This is a genomic window from Edaphobacter sp. FHG110511_03 (assembly GCF_059115365.1).
The window spans coordinates 487,629-508,217 of record NZ_JBZYWL010000002.1 but is presented as its reverse complement, the minus strand read 5'-3'; the positions used below and the strand labels follow the sequence as shown (position 1 = coordinate 508,217).

General features: G+C 53.9%; 14 protein-coding genes. 10 read left to right on the top strand and 4 right to left on the bottom strand.

Features of this window, described 5'->3' with window-relative positions:
- The first annotated feature begins 23 nt into the window (after positions 1 to 23).
- The gene (locus tag AC5S26_RS11595) at positions 24 to 326 is read left to right on the top strand and encodes a GntR family transcriptional regulator (protein WP_494185049.1); all 303 of its coding nucleotides are present in this window, start codon (positions 24 to 26) and stop codon (positions 324 to 326) included.
- Between the two features lie 361 nt (positions 327 to 687).
- Positions 688 to 2,082, top strand: a complete 1,395-nt coding sequence (locus AC5S26_RS11590) for a cytochrome P450 (RefSeq protein ID WP_494185048.1) — start codon at positions 688 to 690, stop codon at positions 2,080 to 2,082.
- Between the two features lie 649 nt (positions 2,083 to 2,731).
- Here the strand turns inward: AC5S26_RS11590 and AC5S26_RS11585 are convergent.
- From AC5S26_RS11585 to AC5S26_RS11575, 3 genes are all read right to left on the bottom strand, one after another.
- Positions 2,732 to 3,289: a YceI family protein gene (locus AC5S26_RS11585; RefSeq protein WP_494185047.1), complete on the bottom strand. Its 558-nt coding sequence runs from the start codon at positions 3,287 to 3,289 to the stop codon at positions 2,732 to 2,734.
- Positions 3,290 to 3,379: 90 nt separating this feature from the next.
- The gene (locus AC5S26_RS11580; RefSeq protein ID WP_494185046.1) at positions 3,380 to 4,021 is read right to left on the bottom strand and encodes an alpha/beta hydrolase; all 642 of its coding nucleotides are present in this window, start codon (positions 4,019 to 4,021) and stop codon (positions 3,380 to 3,382) included.
- Positions 4,018 to 4,980 carry a ring-cleaving dioxygenase gene (locus tag AC5S26_RS11575; RefSeq protein ID WP_494185045.1) on the bottom strand — a complete coding sequence of 321 codons (963 nt, stop codon included), beginning with the start codon at positions 4,978 to 4,980 and terminating at the stop codon, positions 4,018 to 4,020. Before AC5S26_RS11575 ends, AC5S26_RS11580 begins: the two co-directional genes overlap by 4 nt.
- 113 nt (positions 4,981 to 5,093) lie before the next feature.
- Between AC5S26_RS11575 and AC5S26_RS11570 the strand changes: the two genes are divergently transcribed.
- From AC5S26_RS11570 to AC5S26_RS11540, 7 genes are all read left to right on the top strand, one after another.
- The gene (locus AC5S26_RS11570; protein WP_494185044.1) at positions 5,094 to 5,582 is read left to right on the top strand and encodes a MarR family winged helix-turn-helix transcriptional regulator; all 489 of its coding nucleotides are present in this window, start codon (positions 5,094 to 5,096) and stop codon (positions 5,580 to 5,582) included.
- A gap of 360 nt (positions 5,583 to 5,942) precedes the next feature.
- Positions 5,943 to 7,466, top strand: coding sequence for a GTPase HflX (gene hflX / locus AC5S26_RS11565; RefSeq protein ID WP_494185043.1), 1,524 nt, complete (start codon positions 5,943 to 5,945; stop codon positions 7,464 to 7,466).
- 380 nt (positions 7,467 to 7,846) lie between these two features.
- Positions 7,847 to 8,188: a hypothetical protein gene (locus AC5S26_RS11560; RefSeq protein WP_494185042.1), complete on the top strand. Its 342-nt coding sequence runs from the start codon at positions 7,847 to 7,849 to the stop codon at positions 8,186 to 8,188.
- A 902-nt stretch (positions 8,189 to 9,090) separates the two neighbouring features.
- Positions 9,091 to 10,410 (top strand): Gfo/Idh/MocA family protein, encoded by a 1,320-nt coding sequence (locus AC5S26_RS11555; protein WP_494185412.1) that lies wholly within the window; start codon positions 9,091 to 9,093, stop codon positions 10,408 to 10,410.
- A 231-nt stretch (positions 10,411 to 10,641) separates the two neighbouring features.
- Positions 10,642 to 13,992 carry a TonB-dependent receptor gene (locus AC5S26_RS11550; protein ID WP_494185041.1) on the top strand — a complete coding sequence of 1,117 codons (3,351 nt, stop codon included), beginning with the start codon at positions 10,642 to 10,644 and terminating at the stop codon, positions 13,990 to 13,992.
- 1,485 nt (positions 13,993 to 15,477) lie between these two features.
- Positions 15,478 to 16,257: a class I SAM-dependent methyltransferase gene (locus tag AC5S26_RS11545; RefSeq protein WP_494185040.1), complete on the top strand. Its 780-nt coding sequence runs from the start codon at positions 15,478 to 15,480 to the stop codon at positions 16,255 to 16,257.
- A gap of 225 nt (positions 16,258 to 16,482) precedes the next feature.
- Positions 16,483 to 17,358 (top strand): outer membrane lipoprotein-sorting protein, encoded by an 876-nt coding sequence (locus AC5S26_RS11540; RefSeq protein ID WP_494185039.1) that lies wholly within the window; start codon positions 16,483 to 16,485, stop codon positions 17,356 to 17,358.
- 65 nt (positions 17,359 to 17,423) lie between these two features.
- On the opposite strand, the gene AC5S26_RS11535 is transcribed toward AC5S26_RS11540, so the two are convergent.
- A complete protein-coding gene (locus AC5S26_RS11535) occupies positions 17,424 to 19,700 on the bottom strand; it encodes an MMPL family transporter (RefSeq protein WP_494185038.1) in 2,277 nt (758 codons plus the stop codon).
- Between the two features lie 280 nt (positions 19,701 to 19,980).
- Here AC5S26_RS11535 and AC5S26_RS11530 point away from each other — a divergent pair, with 280 nt between their 5' ends.
- A complete protein-coding gene (locus AC5S26_RS11530) occupies positions 19,981 to 20,358 on the top strand; it encodes a DDE-type integrase/transposase/recombinase (protein ID WP_494185037.1) in 378 nt (125 codons plus the stop codon).
- Positions 20,359 to 20,589: the final 231 nt, after the last annotated feature.

Genomic DNA, 20,589 nt, shown 5'->3' with positions numbered 1-20,589 from the left:
AACGTACGCAGGAGGAGGATAACTTGGCGCACCATGCGAACCAGCCGCCGAGGATGGCAATTACAGATTGCAGGCTCAATCGTCAGAGCTTTGTTCCGCTCTACCAGCAGATTAAAGATCTGCTCGTAGAGCGAATTGAACATGGCGAGTTTGCCGCCGGAGATGTAATTCCATCGGAAGCGCAGCTTGGAGCCGCATTTGAGGTCAGCCGCTTAACGGTTAGGCAGGCTCTTTACGAACTTCGGGTAGAAGGTTATGTCATTCGCGAGAAGGGCCGCGGCACATTTGTCGGAGGATCCGCCGTCAAACAACTGAATGTAATTTGACAGCCCTCGATTTTTGATTCTCGATCGGCTCAAGAAATGGATTGGCGATTCATCACGAGCCAACACCTTTTATTGCCATGAGTCCCTTCAAGATGCCTCATGATACACGTCACAACAAATAGATTCAGGAATGAGTTTGCTTTTTGCGCGCCCGGCTAGTGGATATGCTCCCACAGACAACGCGGCTCCCGCCTCGGTAAGCGAAGAGAGTCCGTTGCAAAAAGGTGATTTCGTGAAGAGAAGCAACGAAAATAAGGTTGCCCGCAAGTCTCGTCTCAAACTTCAGTAAATATCGTCGGCTAATGTCGGCAAACCACACGAACCCGCCACTCTGCGTCTAAACTGCGAAGCAGAGGCCCGCATGACTGCAGCCGCACTCGACATCCGCCCCGGTACCTCCACAATCTACCCGGCAGGGCCGCCGTTTCTTCCGCGCCTCCTCACCGGCCGTATGTTCCGTCAAAACGCCACCGATTCCATGACCGACTACGCTCGACGCTACGGTGACCTCGTCCACATTCAAGTCTTCAATCGCCACATCTTTCAGCTCAACCACCCAGACCTCATCGATGACTTCCTCATCCGGGATGTCAACAAACATCATCGCGGCATCGTCATGAAACGCGCCAAAATCGTCCTCGGCGACGGCCTCCTCACCAGCGAAGAACCTTTCCACATGCGCCAGCGCCGCCTCGCGCAGCCAGCTTTCCTGCGACAGCGCATTGCAGCTTATGGCGAAGTTATCGGCCAAAATGCCACCGCGATCTCCGAGCGCTGGCAGTCCGGCGTCGTCCGCGATCTACACCACGACATGCTGGAGCTCGCCCTCCGCATCGTCGGCAGATGCCTTTTCGATCTTGACGTTCAGTCCCGCGAAAAGATTCAGCGCATCTCCTCTGCAGTCGACGCGTTCATGGGGCTTCTTCCTCTCGCCCTCATGCCGTTCTCCGACATCGTCCAGCGCCTCCCCATCCCAGCGATGAAGCGCATCTGGAAGGGCAAATCCGACCTCGACGCGATCATTTATCCCATGATCGATGAGCGCCGCAGACACCCCGGCGATCGCGGCGATCTTCTCTCCATGCTCCTCCAAGCCGTCGACCCAGAAGACCCCACCGACACCATGTCCAACCAGCAGGTCCGTGACGAATGCTTGACCATCATCCTAGCTGGCCACGAGACCACCGCGAACGCACTCAGCTTCGCCCTCTGGAACCTAGGCCAGCACCAGGACATTCAGACTCGCCTCCACAAGGAAGCCGTCGCCGTCCTTGGCAGCCGCTCCGCCACCGCCGACGACTACAGCCGGCTCCCATACGCCACACAGGTTTTCTCAGAGGTCCTTCGTCTCTACCCGCCCGTCTGGGTCACCGTTCGCACCTGCGCCGAGCCTTACGAGATCGCCGGCTACAAAATCCAGCCGGGAAACGTCATTGCGGCTCCTCAGTTTGTCGTTCACCGCGATCCGCGCTTCTACCCTGAACCTCTCCGCTTCGATCCCGACCGTTTCTCTCCCGACGCCAAAGAGGCTGCAAAGTCGCGTCCTCGATTCGCCTTCTTTCCATTCGCAGGGGGCAGTCGTCAATGCATCGGCGAAGGTCTTGCCTGGATGGAGGGTGTCCTCTCCCTCGCCACCATCGCACGCGACTGGCGGCTGAGGCCACCACTCGGAGCACCCCTCGACATGGCTCTCAACCCCGCCATCAGCTTGCGCCCAAAACACGGCATCCCCCTCCTCATAGAACGCCGCCCCTGATTGTGCAACACCGCTTGAACAGCCTAGGGTGCAGCGCAGAATGTTAAAAGGCAATCATGCGGCGTTTCCCAAAACCGCTAATGGCGTAGTTTCGTTTTGAATTGGGAGAGAGCAACACTTTACATCGTTGCAAAACTGGTCAGCGATACACGGCACTGTTTGACGATGCAGTACACCATCGTTTGCAAGAGATTGGCCTAAACGGATAGTTGAGAGCGATTAGTTTGTTCGAAAGACGAATGTCATCTCCTCAGCCCCAAGGGACTTGGTAAACAACGGGCCGCATTTTTGGATAATAAAGAGCTATTTGGGGATAGGGTTTTGCGGGAATCGAGAGCTATCCTTACCTAATAATTTGAGGCGTCACCCTCAGTGAAGTAGAAGTACGCCTCGCCATTAGTCGTTCTGGTTCCTGAGCCGAGGCAAGAAGAACAAAAGAGGCCGATAAGCTTTGGAGTTTTTGGTGACGTCAATGACTGCCGCGCGGAACAGGTAAGTGGACAGTAAGGCTACGATTAGGGCAATCAGTCGCCTCGACATAGAGATTCAATGCGGCCGGCGAACGTCACAATCGAGGAAAAATAGAGACGGGGGCGCGGTGGTGATCACCACGCCCATTCGCTGTCAGACAACTCCCGAGCGCCGCAGTTTAGGTCTTAATGAATTGGGCCTCGAGCGAGATCTGCACGTCTTCGCCAACCAGAATCCCGCCCGTTTCCAGAGCAGCGTTCCAGGTCAAGTCAAAGTCCTTACGATTAATTTTCGTAGCGGCGGAAAGCCCAATTCGCGTGTTGCCCCATGGGTCTTTTCCAGGTGCGCTCGGCCCTTCCACGATGAACGTCACAGGCTTGGTAACTCCGTGAACGGTCAGATCGCCAGTTACGGCATATTCTTCGTTGCCTTTCTTCTCGACCTTCGTAGATTTGAAGGTCATCACCGGGTGCTCCTCATGATGAAAGAAGTCCGCGCTCTTCAGGTGCGCATCACGTTGATCATCGCCCGTACTGATAGAGCTGATATCGATGGTGGCTTCGACCTGGCTAAGCGTGGGATCGGTTGTATCCTCGATTAAAATTCCACTCAGGCGGCTGAAGCTGCCTTTGACATTTGAAATCATCATGTGCTTCACCTTGAACTCTGCGTGCGAGTGCGCGGGATCGATCTTCCAGGTGATGGTGGAAGCTGGTGCGGCTGTGCTTGTGGACATGACGGATATTCCTTTCGTTGTTTGTTCGTTCGGATCTGAGGAACCGGTTTCTCTTTCTACCAGCCCAGGACTAATTTCCTGTACGAGTTCTTATCCACCGATCGTGAGAAGCAGACTGCGGCCCAGTTCAATCTCCTCCTGCGTGATCGTATGAGGCCGGCCGGGGTAGCGCTTCGTCGTGACTTTCGCGCCCATTGTGCTCAGGATTGCCGCCGACTCCTCCACGCGCCGCCATGGCACATGGGAATCGGGGTCTCCGCCGCACAGCAACGCAGGTGTGCCATCAAGTTTTCCAGCAGGAGTGTGCAGTGAATCTGGCGGTCCTATCAGACCTCCTGTAAAGGCGATCAATCCTCCATATCGCGCTGGATGGCTGGCTACAAATTCTGTCGACAGGCAAGCTCCTTGGGAAAATCCCGCGATGACAATGCGGTCCCTGCCAAAGCCCACTTGTTCAAGTGACCGGACGATCGATTCCACCTTCGCCAGCGCAGAGCTGAGATACGGCTCATTTGCCTCTCGCGGCGCGAGGAACGATAGCGGATACCAGGTGTGTCCTGCAGCCTGTGGAGCGAGATAAGCCACATTGGAGAGTTCGAATGCGGAGCCCAGTCCGAGTATGTCCTCGGCTGTACTGCCACGACCATGCAGGAGCACCACTGCCAGCCTCGCCTTATCGAGTGGAATTCCGGCCTGAAGTACGGCACCCCCGTCATGTGTGTTGTTCGTCATACCCCCACCTCTTTGTGGGCTTTGTGCAGCGTCACCGCAGGCAGATGCTGCGTTAGGGGGACGAGGTTCGCGCTAAGCCATTCCGGCACTCGCAACTCCTCACCCAGAGACTCAAGCGGTTCGTCGACGGCAAACCCCGGAATATCCGTTGCGAGTTCGAAAAGTACTCCACCCGGCTCGCGAAAGTAGATCGACCGGAAGTAGTCACGCTCCATCACTGGGGATACGCCAAGATACTGACCAATCAGCTCACTCCACTGCTTCTGGTCTTCGTAAGACTCTGACCGAAAGGCTATGTGGTGCACACTGCCCGCTCCGAGACGGCCGCGACCGACGTTGGGATCGACCACTACATCGAGATGGTTGCCCAGCGCGTCCCCGGCAGCCGAAAAGCGCAACCGGTTTACCTCCTCTGCCACCTTATGGAAGCCCAGCAGCGCGAGAGCGGCTTCAGTCTGGCGTGCGTCGCGCTCGAGCATGGTAACGCCGAAGAAGCCTTGGATCGCATGCTCCCGTAGAACATCAGCAAAGCGCGGCGCTTTCAGAACACCCGACTCTGCATGACCGACAAGTTCGATCTTCATGCCGTCCGGATCGCTAAACGTTAGGACGGTCTCGCCCATACGCTCTTCTTTGCTCTCAACTAAGACATTCTTCGAAGCAAGCCGCCGTTCCCAATAGGAGATTGAAGTAGGAGGAACGCTGAACGCCGTGTGTGTGACTTCGCCTGCTCCGGCCTTCCCGCCGGTGGCTTGAGGCCACGGGAAGAATGTGAGAATGGTTCCAGGGGTTCCGGCATCATCGCCGAAATAAAAGTGGTAAGTTCCAGGATCGTCGAAGTTTATCGTCTTCTTGACGAAACGCAGACCGAGTACATCGGTATAGAAGTCTAGATTTCGCTGCGGGTCGCCGGCTATGGCGGTCACGTGATGAAGTCCTACGATTGGCTTGGTCGGCATTTTGGCAACTCCTTCGGTATAGTAAGATTCGATATCGAAGTAAAAGATTCAAAAGTAGGCTAACATCGTTCTGAATCTTATTTCGACGTCGAAGCATCTTCAACGCATCACCTATGCGGAAGTCCGCCCAATCCGACGCCCCTACGACAGGTCCCAAGCTGTGGGTAATCTTGGCGAGAGCCCATGGCGCCCTGGCATCCTACGTCCAAGGCTGCATCGAGGCCGAAGGATTAGGCCTGAGCGATTTTATGGTGCTGGAAGTTTTATTGCACAAAGGGCCACTGCCAATTTCTGCTATAGGCGAAAAGGTGTTGCTCGCGAACGCTTCCATGACAGCCGCCGTAGATCGCCTTGAAGAAAGGCGTTGGGTGATTCGCCAGAGCTCAGATAGTGACCGACGTAGCAAAATCGTGAAGCTAACTGGCGAGGGCCGGGCCTTCATATCCCAGTTGTACTCACAACACGCGCAGGACATCGAAGCAGTGACCTCCGTGTTAACCCAGCAAGAGCAGGATCAGTTGCGGGCCCTACTCAAGAAAATTGGCCTTTCGGCGAAAGCCGCCACCGCAGCGATGCATATAAACAAGCCTGCTTCCTTCTAATCGCGCGACCAAGAAATAAAAACATCGATCATCTTATAGGGGTCAGGGGATGCCCCAAGGACAAATGCAATGGTTTGGATAAGCTCTGCGACAGACGCTCAGAGGCTCTAATCGGAATGCGCGTACGGCTGTATCGGCCAGTCTGAACGATGCCCACCTTAGACACGTCTTAGGCGATGGCACGAAGCCGACTGGCTTACACTACTGCGTGAATTTCCGTGGATCTCGCCGCCGCTCGCGAAGAGAGGGTGAGCCAATTCGGTTTTCCGCAGTTCGACAAGGATAGAAGTAGGGAACTGTTGCTGATCGGCCAGTATCATTGAAAATGAATTAGAAATCTTGTCCTGAATTGAGACGATTTTGACCCGTAAAAAGAACTTGTTTGACGACCCTGCGGAGAAAGCGCCACCACGACGAAATCGCGGAAAAACCGTCTCACATAGTCTTGTTAAAGCGATCGAGGCCCAGAAAGAGGCGCTCCTCGCCCGAGAACTCCGTACCTCGCAGACACAGCAAGAACTTGCTGTGCTTGTCTTGGTCGAATTCACCGATGAAATTCGTAAGCGCAAGCAGCTCACGGCTGCCGCTCGACTTGCCCGCGCCGCGGCCACTGTTGTGGCGGGTGAAGAAGACTTCTCCGCTGCCCCGGTCCTTGACTTTGACGCTAGTCGTGCGGAGTTCGAGGAACTCGCTCGATCAGCTGGCGCCTCTATCGCCGCTACTATGGTGCAACGGCGCCAGAAGCCAGATCCATCTAGCCTTGTCGGCCAAGGCAAACTCGACGAGATTGTTACGATCGTTGCCTCAACCAATGCCTCGCTGGTTCTCTTCGACCATGACCTAACCCCTTCTCAGCTCCGCAACATCGAAGCGAGGCTGCCTTGCCACGTCATCGACAGATCTCAGCTCATCCTTGACATCTTCGCCCGCCACGCCAAGACCAGCGAAGGCCAGCTTCAGGTAGAACTTGCTCAGCTCGAATATCAGTTGCCCCGTCTAGCTGGACGTGGTCGCGCTATGTCACAGCTTGGCGGCGGTATAGGCACCCGCGGCCCTGGTGAGACCCAGCTCGAGACTGATCGCCGAAAAATCAATCTGCGGATTGACCATATTAAGGGCCAGCTTGAGGCCGTGCGGCGCATCCGCCAACAGCAGCGCCAGCGACGCGAGGCCGTACCGGTGCCTGTGGTTGCTCTTGTCGGCTATACCAATGCTGGCAAGAGCACTCTCTTCAATGCTCTTACTGAAGCTGGCGTGCTCGAATCGGCTCGCATGTTCGCTACTCTGGACTCCAAGCTGCGGCAGTTGCAGCTTCCTTCTCGCCGCAAGATCCTACTCTCTGATACTGTCGGCTTCATCCGCAATCTTCCCCACACCCTCGTTACAAGCTTTCGGGCCACTCTCGAAGAAGTCGAGCGAGCCGAAATCCTTCTCCATGTTCAGGACGCTGCCAGTCCCATTGGAGAAGAACAAAAAACTCAAGTCGAAAGAGTACTAGCCGAGTTAGGGGTCTCGAACAAGCGGGTCATCTATGTCTTAAACAAGATCGATCTCGTTCCGTCGCTGGAACGCGTCCATCTCTCCAACGGTCAAGGGAGGGTTCCAGTCTCCTCGCTCCAGCGCACCGGCCTTGAACAGCTGCTGATTGCTATTGATGCCGCGCTGAAGGTCGACCCGCTCGTCGAATTTAGTTTCAGATTTCCGCAATCCGAAGGCTCTATCCTCGCCTCGCTTGAAGGCGGAGCTCTTATCGACGAGAAACGCTTTGAAGGTAACCTCGTTTTTCTGCGGGCCCGCGGACCTGCATCCCTTCTTGACCGCTACCAACGTTTCCGCGAGAAGCAGGATCGTTCCCACGATCGATCAAAAGCGAAGCAGATGTGAGCTTATCGCTGGCCGCCAGATTGCCGAGACGCACCGATCTTCTCATCGATTCAATCTTAATATAGCCCCGCTTCATGACCGGATCGCCCATACGTCCGTCTGGCATATTGATTCTTGAACCATGGTATGGCGCTGGTTAGCGGACGCGTTCAGGACACCCTGTAGCAGAGCGCTGATCGCATTGAGACCGTCCCCATAGCACTAGCTCCCGCGCTGCGCGTAGCTGGAGTTGTTTCTGGAATTGCAACGGCTCATCCCGGTTACCGCTCTGAACTGGTGATGGAGCGAAACTCCTATCCGCGGCGAACTCCTCCATATGGAGAGGCTTGGCATAATTTGCAACCAACCCTTGTATCGCAGGACGCCGACGCTGTGGTCGAGTGAACGCGTGGGTGGCGATGGAGGCGATCGATCTCTCGCGTGGCTTTACAGTGGAAGCGAACATTGCTGCTGGCATGGGTGCAGTTGAGGAGTGCGTGCTGCGTGTGTTTGCACGTAGCGGCTGCACGATGTGTAATCGCTACTGGCTGCGGATTTCGACAGAGGGAGCTTTCTACTGGTATGCAGGGCAGTGGCAGAAGCTGAAGGATACTGAACCTCTGAAGGGCGGGAGTTATAGATTGGCCGTTCGCGAGAATACGTGCGTTCAAATCTACCAGGATGACAGGGTGATCGGGGTTTACCCGGCATTGTACGAGATCGGATTCGCGCAGCCGACGTGAGGAATCGAGCGGAAGATCCGTTCAGCATATTCGAGGTTGCTCTCGCTGACACATGACGAGGGCGGGTCTTATGCTCCGGATCAGCTGTGTAGGAAGAAAGTGAACCTCTAGCTATTCTTCGGTTCAACGAACTCACTCTGAGGCTGGGCGCTTGTAATTGTTTTGTCAGAAATGCACAGGTGCCGGTCGAAATTCTGGATTCATGCGAGATCGCAGAATCGCTCCTTGAGTCGTATTCGAGCATCACAACCGAGGGTTTATGACGGGGAACGAGCTCACTTTGAAAGCCTCACCGATGATATGTACAAAGGCTTCATGATGCGTGGATATTACAAAATCATCCAATGCGCAGCCGAAGTTCAGCACGTCTGACATACCGCGGTTGTACTTTCAGCCTTGAAGTCTGGTCCGAATGCTAGGGCCATCATGCCATCGTAGGCAGTTGCGACTTCAGCCAAGATTCTTGTTTGTTCGAACGGCTGCCAGTAAGCTAAGCGCAAATTTGGAAGCTGCGATCCGAAGTCGCACATTAGAGTGAAAGGTTGACCTGGAAACGGAGTACGTTCGAGCGCTTCCCAGGCGATCGATGACGCTCCTCGAACTTTGCGTATCGGGAGGGCTCGCCGTATCGCCATTAGACTCAGCACTCAGAGAGCAATTCAGTTGCAGTGCAAGCCGACGTGATGTGCCGAGCGAGAGGCAGTCGAGAACGTCGAGGTGTGTGTGGCCTCCTTGAAGACCAAGTCTAAAACACACAGTCGATTGTCATTTTCCAAATATTGAAGGACGTCAGTAGAAAGTATTGTTTCCAGTTTGTATTAATTACCCTCGGTCATGTACTGTTGTTCGGCAAAGTTTTTCAATTTCCACTGCCACCCGCAGAAAAAGCTTTAGGGAGGAAAATGATCTCGCGACGTGAATTTCTCGATACCCTTGCAACTGGAGCGGCAGGATTAGCTGTCAGTACAACGGCAAAGAGCTATGGTCAGATTATTGGATCGAACGAGCGGATAAACTTCGCGGTGATCGGTCTCCATGGCCGTGCTTATGCTCATCTATCGTCACTCAAGGCAAATCAGAAAAATGCACGTATTACTCACGTTTGTGATGTCGAGAGCAATATCCTTCAGAAATACTCCAGCAGCGTAGAAAAAAATCTTGGGTATGCTCCCGCAAATGATAAGGACTTCCGGAAGATTCTGGCGTCCAAGGATGTAGACGCCATCACGATAGCGACACCGGATCATTGGCATGCGCCAATGGCAATCAGAGGACTCCAGGCGGGAAAACACGTCTATGTCGAGAAGCCTTGCAGCCATAACCCTGCTGAAGGAGCGCTCCTTGTCGCAGCTCAGAAGAAATATGGCAAACAGGTTCAGATGGGAACGCAACGACGTTCTTCGCAACTCTATATCGATCTCGTAAAACAGATTCACGAAGGCCTGGTTGGCCGGACCTATTACGCGAAGGCATGGTACAGCAATACCCGCAAATCAATCGGAGTAGGCAAGCCAGCTCCGATTCCTGCAACTCTTGATTGGGATCTCTGGCAGGGGCCTGCTCCCCGGCAGCCTTACAAGGATAACGTTCAGCCTTATAACTGGCATTGGTTCAGGATTTGGGGAACCGGGGAGGCATTGAATAATGGAACCCATGAAGTGGACGTATGCCGCTGGGCCCTCGATGTGGATCTTCCCAATCATGTCACTGCATCCGGTGGCAGGTATCAGTTTCAGGATGACTGGCAGTTCTACGATACGTTGAATACTGCCTTTGAATACGATGGCAAATCGATAGTATGGGAAAGCAATAGCTGCAATGGGATGAAGCTCCATAACCGTGATCGGGGAGCTGTCATTGTTGGTACTACTGGTAGCGTCGTCGTTGATACGGGAGGTTACGAGGTCTACGACTTGCAGGGCAAAAAAACCAGTGAACATATGATAGGAACAGCCGCGGCGTCTTCGGATACAACGGGGGCTGACACTATGACGGATAGTCACTTTGCGAACTTTATCGCTGCAATCAGAGGTAAAGAAAAGCTTACGCAACCTGTTTCTTCAGGCAATATATCCGTCACGATGCTCCAGCTGTCAAATATAGCCTGGGAAGTACAGCGGGCACTCAAGATTGATCCAGCAACGGGCCACATTGTGAATGATTCAGACGCTATGAAGTATTGGGGACGCGACTACGAAAAGGGTTGGGAACCGCATCTATAACACCCAGACAGTACTTCTTGTTTCTTCCCTCTCGCCGAATGAGTACCAAACAATACGTCTTATTCAAGAACCAATAAGCAGCGCAGTCCATTGCCGCACAGTATCGGCAATGGGGCAGCACCATTCCGTTCAGTAGAACGGGCGCTCATAGGCAGGGAAGTGCTGAAAGATTTAAATAATACATATTTCAAACTATTGCAACTATTCCTGAATTTCTGGAGGTCTCTCATTATGCAACGTAAACCTGTGTTATTGAGTGTTGTTCTGCTGCTACTGGGCTCCTCATGCCTCGGCTTTGGGCAAGCGGTCAATGCAAATCTTGTGGGCACCGTTACAGATCCATCCAAGGCAGCCATTCCTGGCGCGACTGTAACCATTACAGAGACAAAGAGTGGGGCTACCAAAAGCACTCAAACGAACGAGAGCGGCAATTTCGACTTTGAAGCCCTGCAACCTGGTACGTATGACATCGTTGCGGGACAAAGCGGCTTCAAACAGGCCAAGATTGAAAATAGAGTGCTTCTGGTAAATACAACTATGCGCGTTGACGTAACACTCGAAATAGGTGCCGCGACAGAAAGCATTACGATCTCTTCGGCCCCCGAAGCTCTGAAAACGGACCGTGCGGACGTCGGAATCGACATCTCGTCTCAGCAGGCGGAAGATCTCCCCCTGACGACTAATCGAAATGTCCAAGGGTTGCTCGCGCTTGTGCCAGGTGCCACGAAGCCTCATCTTCAGCACTCCAACTTCTTCAATGCACAAGCGTCTCTTTCGACAGAAGTCAACGGGCAGTCTCGGCTTGCCAACAACACCGTGATCGAAGGAATTGACGATAACGAACGTTCCGGTCTGCTACAGGTTCTTATTCCTCCCAGCGAAGCGATTCAGAGTGTGAGTGTAGCGACCAGCAATTATCAGACTGAGTTCGGAAGAGTGGGCGGAGCCGTAACCGATATCATTCTGAAATCAGGAACAAATGAATTTCATGGCGCAGCATACGAGTTCAATCGCGTCAGTGCGTTGGCCGCCAAAACCTATTTCCAGACTGGCCCCAATCCCGTAAGTACCTATAACTACTACGGAGCCAACATCGGTGGACCGGTCATCCGCAATAAGCTGTTTCTCTTTGGCGACTACCTACATGTGGCCGATCATCAGGGGCAGTTCAATACCATCACTGTGCCTACCGCCGCATTTCGTAACGGTGATCTAAGCGCGGGCGGATTCAATATCTACGACCCTCAAACCGGGAATCCGGATGGAACTGGGAGGTCGCAGTTCAACTATCAGGGTCACGCCAATGTGATAGATCCGGCCAGAATCAGCCCGATCGCGAAGAACGTTCTGGCTCTTATCCCTCTACCCAATGTTCCGGGGGCAGGTCTGACGAACAACTACTCACAGAACACGAAGTTCACCCGCGACACGAACTCCTTCGACGTCAAGGCCGATGCAAATCCTCATGGGCAGGATCACGTCTCCTATCGTTACAGCTGGCAAAAAGTCACGCAGAATCAGAGCGCGATCTTTGGCCAGAACGGTGGACCTGCGCAAAGTGCGAATAATGCTCTTGGAACGCAGACCGCATACAACACCGCCTTCAACTACACCCATGTCTTTGCCCCAACCTTGCTGACAGAAATTCGCCTGGGACTCAACCATTACAAAAATGTCGCTCTTCCTGTTGGCTATGGCACAACGGCTTCAACCGCGGTGGGCATTCCCGGAGTCAATGTCGACGATCTGACCAGTGGAATGACTGGGATTGATATCGCGGGCTATTCGTCCCCGATCCTTGGTTCATCAGCCTCCTATCCCTGGAACCGCGGCGAAACCAACATCGACCTCTCCAACAACTGGACCCTGATCAAGGGAAATCACAGTATGAAGTTCGGTGTAAATTACCGTCGCGTTCGCGATGATCTTCAGCAGGGACAGGTATTCGGACAGAGAGGCGTCTTTCAGTTCCGCGATGGCCAGACGGGACTCAAAGTGAACTCCGGGACTGCGCCGCGAACAGGGCAGGCAAATGATTTCGCAAGTTTCCTTCTGGATACCCCGAACCAGGTCGGACGCGATGTCAATGTACAGGACGCCTCGTGGAGAGAGTCGCAGGTCTTCGCCTATGGTCAGGACACATGGCAGGCGACATCGAAACTCACTTTGACTCTTGGGTTGCGATGGGAGCTTTACGTTCCGCCAACCGCACGGCGGAATGGGGATTACTCCAATTACGATCCGACGACAAATTCATTGGTCATCGCAGGAATTGGCGGTAATCCTGCCAACCTTGGAATGAAGACGCGATACTACTACTTCGCTCCTCGCTATGGCCTGGCCTATCGTCTGGACAACAAAACGGTGGTCCGCGCAGGGTATGGAATCAGCTATCAGTCCTGGCCGGATAACCTGAATCTCTATGCCACCAACTATCCTCTGAAGCAGAACAATGCATTTCAGTCTCTAAGCTCTTACACTCAGGCACTGGAGCCGGATGGCTCTGGCGCATCCATGGCCGCCGGGTTTCCTGCTCCTTTTATTGCCACCATTCCGGCCAACGGAATTATTCCGGCAAACACGCCTCAGTTGCTTGCATCGACTTATTACACCGTGCCGACCGATTGGAAGGCTCCCTATACTCATTCATTCAATGCGGCGGTACAGCGCTCTCTTCCAGGTGGATTTGTGCTCGATGTCGCTTATGTCGGAAACGTCGGTATACGGCAACCTCAGGGTTATAACCTGAACGCGGGGCTTATAGCAGGAGCCGGTGCTGCGGGGCAACCGCAATATGCGCAATTCAAAAGAACTGCCGCAACGAATATCTTCAAGCAGGCTGGATCGAACTACAATTCGCTCCAGGTGAAACTTGATCGTCGTTTCACCAATGGTTTGTCCGCTACTACCTCCTACACCTATCAAAAAGCGATGGGTTATACGACCTCGAAAGATAGTGGTGTTGGCGGCACAAACTTCTACACGGACTTTTCTCGCAACTATTCAACATTGTCGAACAATCGAAAACATACTTTAGTTCAAAGCGTGATCTATGAGCTTCCCTTCGGGAAAGGCAAGAAGTGGCTCAACGGTGGAGTGGCAAGCTGGGTAGCTGGCGGATGGCAACTCACCGGTGTTCTGTCTCTCGAAGCGGGAACGCCATTCTCCGTAACGGCCAGCACCGCCAGCTTGAATGCTCCGGGCAACTCGACGCAGTTGGCAAACACCAATGGAACCTTTCATAGGCTGAAAGGGGTAGGAAATAATCTGTGGTTCGATCCGTCGTCCTTCACTCAGCCCTCCGCCGCAACAACGGGCATCTCTGGGCTTGGAAATAGCGGCCAGAATGCCTATATCGGACCGGGCTACTTCAACCTGGATGGTGCGCTCTTTCGTAAATTTGCAATTACAGAAAGAGTTGGACTTGAGCTGCGTGCAGAGGCATTCAGTCTCACCAATACCCCTCAATTCGGGAATCCGAGCAGCAATATTTCAAACGCGGACTTTGGTCACATTAACTTTACAAATGGAAATGCAACCGGAAACCGCGTAACAGAGCTTGCGGGAAAGATAACCTTCTAAGCAAAGGGGGCATATCAGCCGTGCTCGGGTGGGCACGGCTGATTCCGTTAATAAAGGGAAATTAGAATGTCTAATACACGTCTTGAGTTTTTTGCTGGAATAGCAGGGACCCTGTCTCCTTGTCAAGAAAACCGGGTAAGGGGATGAATCTGGCCCGATCCGATAGGAAGACTTTCTTGGCAGGGTGAGTCAGCCAGTCGCAGACAGCCCTGGGCCTTCCGCACATCACGTGGCGTCTCCTGCGGTACTGAGGGAGCGACACAAATGGTGGAGGCGCGGGTTCCGATCAAGGCAGCGCACTAACGCCTTGGGCACTTGCGTCCTGACATTCTTCTCGGCTTCTACGCATGCATGTCCTCGATGCTTCGGTGGACATGGCGGCCGCGACGATGAGCGGGCAGTTGGGAGGCGGATTTTCCTCTCCGGTGGCCGCTCATGCTGCTGATTAGTTTGGGCTTATTTCCAATTGGCTGCCTTATTGGCTGCCACGGCGAAAAAGCCGCTTGAACTAATCGCTCTAAGTTGTTGAGAAGATGTTGGAGGCGCGGGTCGGAATCGCACGCATAAAGGTTTTGCAGTTCTGGTAATTTCACCTAAACGGGTTGATAAAACCGGGCTTTTTCGTCGAATGTAGCGCCCAAACGGTGTTGTCTTAGTACGGTTTTATCTCTTATTGGCTGCCATAAATTGCTGTGGTTGCCTGTGATCAGGACAAGTACTTGCCTGCGTTGTAGACCACCGCTTCTAGAGGCTCCCGCCATCTTTGATCAGGAGTTCCGTCGACTTTTAGCCGTCTGATACCGCTTTTCATCAAAGTCTCTTCAATCGTGCGCGAATAAACACTGAATTCAAAGACTGACATGTTTCTATGCGTTGGCTCAGGCAACATACGGTTGTATTCGTACTGATTCGGAAACTCCACGGTCTCACCTGCCCTCAACTTCTCGACAACGTGCCGCCAACTCCGGTGACACGTGAACTTGCGCTGCCGAGTTGGGTCCAACCACGAGAAGCTTCCCTGCCTAACGCCTGCTAAACTCTCATTACTCAGGTTAGCTGGGAAGTGAAGGGCTGTTTCGGTGGGAAGCTGGAAGGCTTCTTGAATCATCGCCTCTTTCGCTCCGACTCCTCTATGTTGCCGGGACGCGCGCAAAGTATGCAGTCGACCTACCGCAGAGACTACTCAGGCGTTTTGGACTGAACAGAACGACGAGTGAGGTCGTCGGGCTCCATCTGTGGCGGCCGAGGCCATCGTCGACAACGGTCCCACCTCGGAAGATCCACGCCTGTCCGATGTAGTGCCTCCTTATCATTCGCCTGCTAAGGGAGAGTCGCGAGACATGGCATCGCTGCGGCGCAACTTCGGCTGAACGTGCCGCTACTCACCTGCTGGGGAAGGCTGAGGGCGGCAGTTCTATTCGAAGGTCGGGCAGAATAGCGCAGTAGAGTAGATAATTAGGGAATTCCAACACCGTACTCTTTGATATGCGCCGCTTTGAGCTTTTCGAGATCCACGATCATCGTTGGTGCCCCGCTATTTTGCGGAATCTATTCACTGATGCGCTCCAGGCCATCTGGATGATGTTCGACTCCTATCGGCCAATCGTTCCGCTGCTTCGTCAGGCATTAGAAAAATCTGGAACAAATCACGTGATCGACCTTTGCTCCGGTGCAGGCGGACCTTGGTTGCAATTGGCGCGCAATTTCGAGGAGGAACAGGCTTACAAGATAACTGTCTTGTTAACCGATCTTCACCCCAATACCGAAGGGTTTGAGCGGGCCAGTTCTGAATGTAAATATTTGAACTTTTACGCACAGCCTGTCTCGGCGCTAGAGGTCCCTAGGGATTTCAGCGGATTTCGCACCATATTTTCCTCATTTCATCATTTTTCACCCAACGATGCGCGAAGAATACTCTGGGATGCAGCAACGCATCGCCAGGGAATTGCTATCTTTGAGGGCGCAAAAAGAGATATCAGAGTCATGCTCGCGATCTGCTTTCTTCCCATGGTCACTCTGTTTATTACGCCAGCGATTCGGCCCTTCCGCTGGACACGAATTATCTGGACCTATTTCATACCACTTGTTCCGTTTATGCTCTGGTTTGACGGCCTCATGTCATGCCTACGTGCTTACTCGAAGGATGAGCTATTCCAGATGTCAAAGCGGCTACGAGTGAAGGACTATCACTGGCAAGCGGGAACGAAGAGGAATGGCTTTGTACCAATAACTTACCTGATTGGCTATCCAAAGAGAACTGAGTAACGTACTACAAATAATTCTGAAACGCTTACGACAAATAATTCTCGAAGCTACAGCCCGAGCGCGATCACAGAGCAAACTCCCAATCGAGATCCTTGTCAAGGATCGACAAACCTCATTACACATCTGTATTCAAACCCAGACGCACCCTTATCGGTCGGGCTTCTAAACCAATCACTACCCATGCCCTGGACGAGCACTTTGCGGACTTTGGCTGTATATATAGCTATGACCTTCCCGCACCGCGTCGTAACGCCTTCTCGCAGCAGCAAGTTTGGCCGGTATCTCGAGGCCAGATGCGGGAGGTACGCCTTTGGGACGATTCAAGCGTCCATCGTTTTGCTCATGCTGTTCTCGCTGGTGGATCCATCGCGGGCCTTCGGCGCAAATCCTGACCTGGTTGCTACGTTGACTGGCTCGCGCAAGCGTATTGAGAGGTTGGATTACCGCGTGACCGGGCGACTCACACGGGTGGAAGGCAATGGCACGCGCACGAGCTACAAGGTTGCCGCCAAGGCTCACTGGTTTCCCGATGGCCTGCGTCTGCTATGCGAGATCTCGGGGCCTGCCTCCGCGAAGACGAGCCTTCTTCTGCATATGAGCGTGAACGGGCACGTAACCATCGAGGCAGTACTTCCTGGCGAGACAGCCGCCAGCGTCTTGCCATTCGAACGTTGGAACGACCGACTCGTGGGAACAGACTTCTCCTATGAAGACATGGTAGAGAGTTGGTTCTTCTGGAAGAATCAGGAACTCCTGGCACCGGAGAGATACGGCGCGCGGGATTGCTTTGTCCTTAAGAGTATGTCCGGCGCTCAGGACCGGACTTACTATGATTCGGTGACATCGTGGATTGATCGCGGCATCTTTTTCCCTGTGCATGTGGTGAAGACGCTTCGTGGGACGGGAGGGCAGAAGGAGTTCCTTTACTACGGGCTGCGACAGATCGACGGCATTTGGTCTGCGTCGCGAGTGGAGGCAAATCTGCAGGGCAGGCCCGGCTCCTCGATGCTTGTAATCGAAAGGGGCTCGGGAAGGGCAAAGCTTGGACTAAAGGACTTTGATATCAGCTGGTCCAGCGCTCAGGGAAAGAAAGTGAAATAAATCGAATCGCTTAGTAGCTTTTGCTAGGTGCTCTGCTGCGATCGCAGTATCCACGGTGCTCGCTCTCATGGGACATGTTCGTCTTCAGGCGTTGCTGGGGCTGCTCCATATAAGCCAAAGGGCCACCAATTCCAGTCGCCGGCAAGTTGCAATAGTGCCGGCCCGACGACCATCCGCACCACCGTGGCATCAATGAACACGGCGACCGCGAGCGTAAAGCCCAGCATTTGGATGACCAGAAAACCTCCCAGGGTGAATGCGGTGAAGACGGCAATCATAATTGCCGCGGCGCTCGTGATGAGGCCGGCGGTCCGGGCCAGGCCCTCGATCACCGCCGCTCTCTCGGATAGACCGCGTCTCCGTTCTTCGAGGACTCGGGCGACCAAGAAGACCTCATAGTCCATGCTCAATCCGAAGACGATGGCAAACGATAGAATCGGCACAATCGGGAATATTGTGCCGGTCGGTCCATCGAGCCCAAAGAGTTTGCTGCCGTGGCCTTCCTGAAAGACGAGAACTAACGCGCCAAATGAGGCTCCGACTGAGAGCAGATTGAGCAGAATTGCTTTTAAAGCCGCAAATAAAGAACGTAACCCGATCAGGAGTGCCAGCAAGCTCCCCAATACGACTGCACCGACCACCTTGGGCAAGCGTTCTTTCACTACAGAGTCATAGTCTGCATTGAGTGCGGGAATGCCTCCTACGCGCAGCATGGCGCCGGGAACTCCGGTTATCGCCGCGACATCGGAGGATCGCACCTCTCTGACCCATCGAATCTGTTCGCTGGGTGAAAGATTGGCGGTTGGCAGAATTTCAATCAAGGTAGCTTGCCCATCGCCGCGCAAAAGACTCTTGCGGATTGGCTCGGGCACATCCCTGATAGCATCCGCAGTGTCAGCCATTCCCGTGAGGGTCGGAAGAGATAAGACCTCCTGCGCTCTGGGATCACTCTGAAAGTGTACGGTCAAGCGGCTGACGGCAACCCAGCCTGCCGGCGAGAGCGGCGGAGACTGGGGCGGCAACTCCAGGATCACTCGGAGGGATTCCACAATACCCGATCGCCCCATGCCTTGAAGCGTATGCAGTGCCTGGACCGACTCGGCTGCTGCCGGAAGCGAGTCATGGTCAGGAAGCCCCGGCGAGATTCTGCGAGCCTGGAATGCAAGGATCAGTAGTGGAATCCCGGCGACAAGCAGAGCCGTGAGGGGGCGGCGGGTTACGAGGCTGCCCCATCGCACCCACCGCTCACTCGCCAGACGTAGGTTGTGCGGCGTTTTGCGCCGTCTGGCTGGCAGAGGCACTCTGACGGCATTGATGCGATGCCCCAGCAGACCAAGGATCCAAGGCAAGATGAAGGTGCACAGCATGACACTGAAAACGGTTACGAGCAGGCCAGCTATCCCGATGGAGCGTAGTTCACTGATGGGCACTGTCAGAAGCGCTGAAAATCCGATTGCAACCGTCGTGGCCGAGATGATCAGCGTCCGCCCTGCTTTCCTGGCAGCAACATCGGCAGCCTGGCCGGGATCAAGTCCCTCGGCCAATGCTTCGCGAAACCGGCTCACCATCAGCAACGCATAATCGATACCCAAACCAAGGCCGAGCATGGTTGCCAGATTCTGCACCAGAATCGACAGGTGCAGATAGTTTGCGAGTAGCGCAGCCGCACCCAACGCCATCGAAATTGCGAGCACGCCGACTCCCAGTGGCAATAGTGCAGCCACAAGACTTCCGAAGGCCAGCAACAGCAGCAGAAGAGTTACCGGCAGCGCTCGTTTCTCGGCATGGTTGACGTCATCTGCACTGACCTTGCGAAGATCGAAGTTCAGTGGCGTTTCACCCGTGATCTCCAGTTTGATTTTGGGATATTGCGACCGAAGCTGAGCTTCCATCCGGTCTGCTCTTGCCCTCAGTCTGGGGACCAACGCCTCGACCGATTCATCGTGCGGGTCCAACCCGACGATGATCAAGGCTCCGCCATTGTTGCCAGTGAAGAGAGGATCTGGCCAATCGATACTCGATACGGCACCGTACACTCCAGGCACACTTCGCAATGAACTGGTTAAGAAGCCCAATACATCTGCGCCTCTTGCTGAATCCGGATCAGGAATACCGCTTATCACCAGAATCAGGCGGTGGGCGTAGGTCGACTGGAAACGCTGTGCCAGTTCAAGGTCGACTTTCTCGGACTCTCCGCCCTTGATGTGAACCGTTGTCTCCAGGCGCTGTTCGACATTGTGGGAAAAGGGCACCAGCGCAAGCGCCATCACAAAACCCGACATCGCCAGCCAGAATCGGCCGCGAGCGGCATCACGGCCCGTGTTCGAGCTTGGGATTCCCATGGAAGATCCACGCCGGTTTTGTTCGTCTGAGAACAATGAAATGACTTCGTTGATCGGGCACATTCATGATATCCCGTCAAACGGGATATTTATTGGGTTCGGCCTTGAGCTAAGTAACGATAGATGCGGGGAACTGTCCATTAAGCCCTTGGCAATCGAGGGATGCGGCTAACGAAGACTTCGCTGTATGATTTACCAGCCAATCACTCACCAAGGAACGAATTAAGAAGCTCAGAGAGGATTAGTAATGGGAAACGCGATTGTGTTTACTTCCTGTTGAGTGAACGATGCGATATTGCGGCAGCGAGCGCTTTTCAGCAAGGCGATGAAGAAGCACGGAGCGCCGCGGATTATTACACTCGATGCTTATGCGGCCTCGCATCGAGCCAGGACGGAGTTGACATCAGGGGGAACGATAGCACGCCGTGTTGGGATACGGTCTAGCAAGTACCTAAACAACGCTATGGATCAGGAGCATCGCCTCATCAAACAGCGGATTCGGCCGATGCTCGGGTTCAAGCGATTTGAAACGGCGGCGATAACGATCAGCGGCATTGAGCTTGCAGAGAAGACTCGGAAGCAACAGTTCAAGACTCGAAACTTGCTTGGCAGACTCGTAGCTGATCCTGACGTTTGGGCAGCTGTTCTCGCTACTTGACCCCATCAAGAAATTCTCCAATCGCTCCCGATTCACACACTCTAGCGAAGTTTGCACCTGAACCAAAATCAGAGCATCGACCCGTTGGAGTGACACGCTTCCCCTTCGAGGTTCTGCCGACCTTTTCTGGGAGCGCGACGGTTACCGGACAAAAATGCCACGCATCCAGTTGGTAGAGGTAAACTGGATCAGATTGAAATCGCCCTTGATGCAGAATTGGTCGGGTATTTA